Raw genomic sequence first — 4921 nt, 5'->3', positions numbered from 1 at the left:
GCGGACTCGAGCCGCTCGCGCTCGACTATTATAATTTACTTGGGGACAATTAATCCACCCTGCTAAATCCCCCTTAAAAAGGGGGGAGCCAGAGGAGGCAAAGTCTTCTCCTTCACGGGGGGAGCTAGAGGAGGCAAAGCCTTCTAACTGCACGGGGGGAACTCCTCTGGAAGTCCCCCTTTTTAAGGGGGATTTAGGGGGATCGAACCCTGAAGTAACCCTTGCATCAATAGTAGAAGAGATGCTCGATCGTTTTCCCCAACGCTGGAGTGTTTGGACGACGGCGGGGCGGGTGTTGGTGGAAAGTTTTCAGGAGATTGAGCGGGGGTGTAGTGTCTCTGCGAAGGGGACGCAACTTGAACCGCAGTTACCTGATGCTTGGTTTAGTCATGGGCGGGTGTTGGCACTGGCGGGGAAACACCGGGAAGCGGTGGAGGCTTTGGCGCAAGGATGGCAGTTGCTACCGGAAGATGGGAGTTATCTGCAATCTGTGTCTGCTGCGGTGTGGCTGGGGGAGAGTTATCGAGGGCTGGGGGATGAGGTGGCGAGTCGGAAATGGTTGGAAAAGGCTGGTCTGTTCCGGGAATTGATGGAGTTTGACCCGGCTATGGCTGGTTACTGGCAAGGGAGAGCGTTGTTGGGGTTGGGGGATGTGACGGAGGCTGTGGAGGCGTATCGATGTGCGCTGAGTCGGCGGTTGCTCTACCCTTTTCGCGGGGAGGTTGAGGAGGCTGTGAAACGGCTGAAAGGTAAGAGGCGAAAGGGCGATCGGGCTAAAGCGTAGATCCTTGACTTCTTAGAGAAGTCGGGGATCTGAACCTCTCAGAGTGCATTGAGTTAGGAAAAAACAGCCTCTAACTCGAAAAATTCAGAAATTGACCTCTGGATTCGTCTTATAGGTGTAGAGACAAAAATACAATTTCGTCTCGACTAATCTCGAACAAAATTGAGGATAAAACCTCAATCAGAAACAAGAACTAAAACTAGCAAAAAGGAGAAAAATAATTATGAGACAACGCTGGATATTATAACATCAAAAATCAATTCTGATAGTGGAATATTTATCAGTAATTGAACATCAGTGATTAAAAATTGATGTAGTAGGGTAGGCACTGCCGTCAGCGCCTACCCTAGATATTTTGTTGCTGACCTTAAGTTAAGGACAAAACCTGGTGTAATGGGTGGAAATTAAAATTCTTGTGCTGAGGGTGCATCGATCTAGGAAAAAACAGCCCCTAACTCGAAAAATTCAGAAATTGACCTCTGGATTCGTCTTATAGATGTAGAGAGAAAAATACAACTTCGTCTCGCCTCAAATCAGAAAATCGACAAGTAACACCATCATGAATTCAATCTAAACGAGCGCTTGCAAGGAGAACTACAGCCCGGTCGTCTGCGACCCACGCTGACCAAGCGAGAAAAGCCCTACAACAAATACATTAGAACCAAGAAAAATCAGTATAAAAAAATCAGCGAAGAGATCGACAATCCTGACAATTGTGAAGAACTGAAAGATGCGGCTGAATGCTATCTCGATTGTGGAGAAGTTTACTATAAGAACCAAAAGGTTCCAGTTGTAGAGGCAATTCAACAGTTTATCAAGTTGGATTAGCATTGCTGCTTTAACCACCGGGAGCATCTCACTTTGGCAGCCCAGCTAGAAATCTAAGTTGTGAGGCAAAAGGCAGGAGGCCAGAGGCAGAAGGAAGGAGCCAGAAGAAGTGTTTTTACAAATATGAGATGCTCCCTTAACCACCTTCCCCTACTTGCCGAACCTCTGCTTTTTAAAACAGCCCCTGCTTAATAAGAAGGCTATCCAAATTAAAACTGCCAAAGTAAAAGTATAAATCGTGCCTGTAGACAAACTCTCATAACTCATGGAACTTATTTGGTTCTTTAAAACCCTCAACAAATACATTGCCTCCTACAAATGGCAATTCATTTTACTCTTTACCTGCCTAATATTCGACGCAGCATTTGATTCAGTCTTCCGAGCAAGCTTAAAATTTATCATCGATGCCGCCATCGTTCCCCAAAACTATAGTCTTCTGGTTCTAATCCTGTCATTGCTAGTTGTTGGAGCAATTCTATATGCCTGCATCGGTTTGCTAGGAATTTTCCTCGGAGCGCGTTTAGGCATTTTAATCACCAACAATATCCGACACTCTCTATTCGAGCATCTCCAAAGCCTTTCAATGGAGTTTTTTGGGCGACGTTCAGCCGGGGATATTGTCAATTGTCTCATCGCCGATGTCCAAAAGGTGGAAAATGGTGTAATTACAATGGGGCTGACAGTCGCTGTTTTACAACTGTCTAACTTCCTATTTTCTCTGGTTTTCCTTTTCTTCCTCAACTGGCAATTAGCCCTGCTCAGTTTAATCGGTTTAACCCTCTGTACCATTGCCCCAGCAAAAATTGCCAGCCTTGCCACCGAAGTCGGCTATAAGTTGCTGCAAAAAGAAGGACAGATTGCCAGCGTCGTCGAAGAGAATATCCTCTCGCAAACCGTTGTCAAGATATTCGGGCTGGAAAACCAAATGAGTAAGGATTTTTCCAGGGATTTGAATGACTTAAAATAGGTTTATGTCCGGGCAACCTTTCTCTCCTACTTAGTGCAGAAAGTTCCCATGATTGGTTTTGTCATGACGCAGCTTATCGTTTTAAGTATTGGTGCAGTGATGACCTACAGGAATATAATTTCTGTAGGAACTCTTACCTCTTTTCAAGTTTTAATGGTAGGTTTGAATCTCAATATTCTTGGTTTAACTTCGTCAATACCTGCATTTATTGATGGAGTGGCCGGGCTGCAACGCATCAGCGATATCTTATCAGAAACTCCGGCGATTCAGGATGCACCGGGTGCGATTGATTTACCTCACTTTTTCAGTGATATTAACTTTGACAATGTTACCTTTAGCTACTCCCAACATAGAGGAGGAGTTAAAAATCTATCCCTCAAGATTCGCCAAGGAGACTTCGCGGTATTTGTCGGTGAAAGTGGAGCCGGCAAAAGTACAATTGTCAACTTGCTAACGCGATTTTATGACCCGGATAAAGGACGCATTCTGTTTGATGGAATTGATTTGCGTCATGCAACAGTACGCTCTCTCCGTTCTCAAATTGGACTGGTTTCTCAGGAGGTAATTCTCTTTAATTGCTCGGTGCGAGAAAACATCCGCATGGGCTATCTCGAAGCCACTGACGAACAAGTCGAAGCCGCGGCCAAAGCCGCCGAGATTCACAAATTTATTTTGTCCTTACCCCAAGGCTACGACACACCAGTTGGTGACAGGGGCGGACAGTTATCAGGGGGACAACGGCAAAGAATCGCTTTAGCTAGAGCCTTGGTGAGAAATCCAGCAATTCTGATTCTGGATGAAGCCACATCCGCCCTTGACCCCGCCACAGAAGCCGAAATCCTCGCCACCATCGAGCGCATCACCAAAGAACGCACCGTAATTTTGATTACCCACCGCATGGCCCATGCCTTGCGTGCGGATGTCATGTACGTGCTGGAAAACGGCAGCTTGGTTGTTAGCGGTTGACACACACATTTGACCTCTACTGAATATTTTGGAGTTAAAAATTATGACCAGCACAAATGATTACAAATGGCTAATTCCCTCTTCTGCCAACCTAGGCTCGAAATCTCTTGAAGAAGAGAAAGCTCTCTGGGATAAAAACCACGAAGATTATACCAACACCGCTTTCAGCATCACCCAAGACCCCAAAATCTGCAAAAACTTAATCCGTCCAGAGCGTTCTCCCGGCTATGATATTCCCAACTCGCCTGATATCAAAGTCCTAATTCCCGGTTGCGGCTCGGAAATTTATCTTCAGAAAACCTTACTAGAATTTTGCCCCCAAATTGGACAAATCTACTGTACCGATTTTTCCAAAACAGCCATTGAAAAAGCACAAGGACACTGGAAAACAGCAGATGGAGATTCCCGACTCAACAATCAGCAAATCGTGTTTGAGCAAGTAGACTCCACGCGAATCACCGAACAAAAACCGGAGTGGAACGAGAAATTTGATTACGTCCTACTCGCAAATTCCGTGGTTTCCAGTGAGGATAAAACCAATCGCGAGATGATTCGGGAATTTGGTAAAGTTCTCAAGCCAGGTGGCAAGATATACGGATATTTTCCAACCACCTTATGCTTCTTAGAAATTGCCTATTTTAGTCGCAAACACGCTCACTGTGTTACAGAGGGATTTATCGATGTCTACGGCAATAAAGTTTGGGATGCTGAGTGGCAAGAGGCTCAGATTTATTACACTCCTTTGCGGTTAAATCGCATCTTTAAAGAAGCGGGATTGCAACAACTCAGTTTGGAGATGCAGTTTTTGGACTATGAGCCTTTTGTTTCCATGTTTAAAGAGATGATAGCTCATGACGACCCGGATATCTTTCTCTGGCATCTTCTAGTTCGTTATGAAAAATAGGACTTAGGGATTTGGGCGAAGCATCTGGCTTGATGCTTCGTTTCACTCAGCATGACACATAGGCTTTGCGTAATTAGGGACACCGCCCCGTGCCCTTCTTGGTGTCAACTTAACGTCAAACGTAGTACGGGTAAACTGTCTGACGATTAGGGCTCGATCCCCCCTAGCCCCCCTTAAGAAGGGGGGGACAAGAATCTTCTTAAAGTCAACCCCTACTCCCCTTCTTAAGGGGGATTTAGGGGGATCTAGACTCAGGTAAAAACGAGATTTCTCAAGGGTTTCAGTCTTAAGTTGACACGCTTTGGGCATTGCCGTGTCCCTACTGAAAAAAAACCGCCCACAATACTGTCAGCGGGGGGTTGTGGTTGAGGTCAAACTATATAATTAGGACTTACGCATTGACAAAAAATATCATCTATGTAGTCTAGATAATGGCATCGTTGTGAAGGTTGGCAAAAATATGCTCACGGAC

General features: G+C 45.3%; 5 protein-coding genes. All 5 read left to right on the top strand.

Translation table 11 applies throughout. The features are described from left to right. Positions 1 to 241: 241 nt before the first annotated feature. The 5 genes from QUB20_RS28120 to QUB20_RS28100 all read left to right on the top strand — a co-directional run bounded on the left by QUB20_RS28120 (position 242) and on the right by QUB20_RS28100 (position 4449). Positions 242 to 784 (top strand): tetratricopeptide repeat protein, encoded by a 543-nt coding sequence (locus tag QUB20_RS28120; RefSeq protein ID WP_333251385.1) that lies wholly within the window; start codon positions 242 to 244, stop codon positions 782 to 784. A 582-nt stretch (positions 785 to 1366) separates the two neighbouring features. Beyond that, positions 1367 to 1612 carry a hypothetical protein gene (locus QUB20_RS28115; RefSeq protein WP_333251382.1) on the top strand — a complete coding sequence of 82 codons (246 nt, stop codon included), beginning with the start codon at positions 1367 to 1369 and terminating at the stop codon, positions 1610 to 1612. 265 nt (positions 1613 to 1877) lie between these two features. Further along, a complete protein-coding gene (locus tag QUB20_RS28110; protein WP_333251380.1) occupies positions 1878 to 2579 on the top strand; it encodes an ABC transporter transmembrane domain-containing protein in 702 nt (233 codons plus the stop codon). Between the two features lie 63 nt (positions 2580 to 2642). Next, entirely contained in the window at positions 2643 to 3545 is a 903-nt protein-coding gene (locus QUB20_RS28105) for an ATP-binding cassette domain-containing protein (RefSeq protein WP_333291820.1), read from the top strand. A 43-nt stretch (positions 3546 to 3588) separates the two neighbouring features. Continuing rightward, the gene (locus QUB20_RS28100) at positions 3589 to 4449 is read left to right on the top strand and encodes a class I SAM-dependent methyltransferase (RefSeq protein WP_333251375.1); all 861 of its coding nucleotides are present in this window, start codon (positions 3589 to 3591) and stop codon (positions 4447 to 4449) included. Positions 4450 to 4921 lie beyond the last annotated feature (472 nt).

The organism is Microcoleus sp. B4-C2, assembly GCF_036705265.1.
Taxonomy (GTDB): domain Bacteria; phylum Cyanobacteriota; class Cyanobacteriia; order Cyanobacteriales; family Microcoleaceae; genus Microcoleus.
This window is presented reverse-complemented; position numbering and strand designations above follow the sequence as displayed.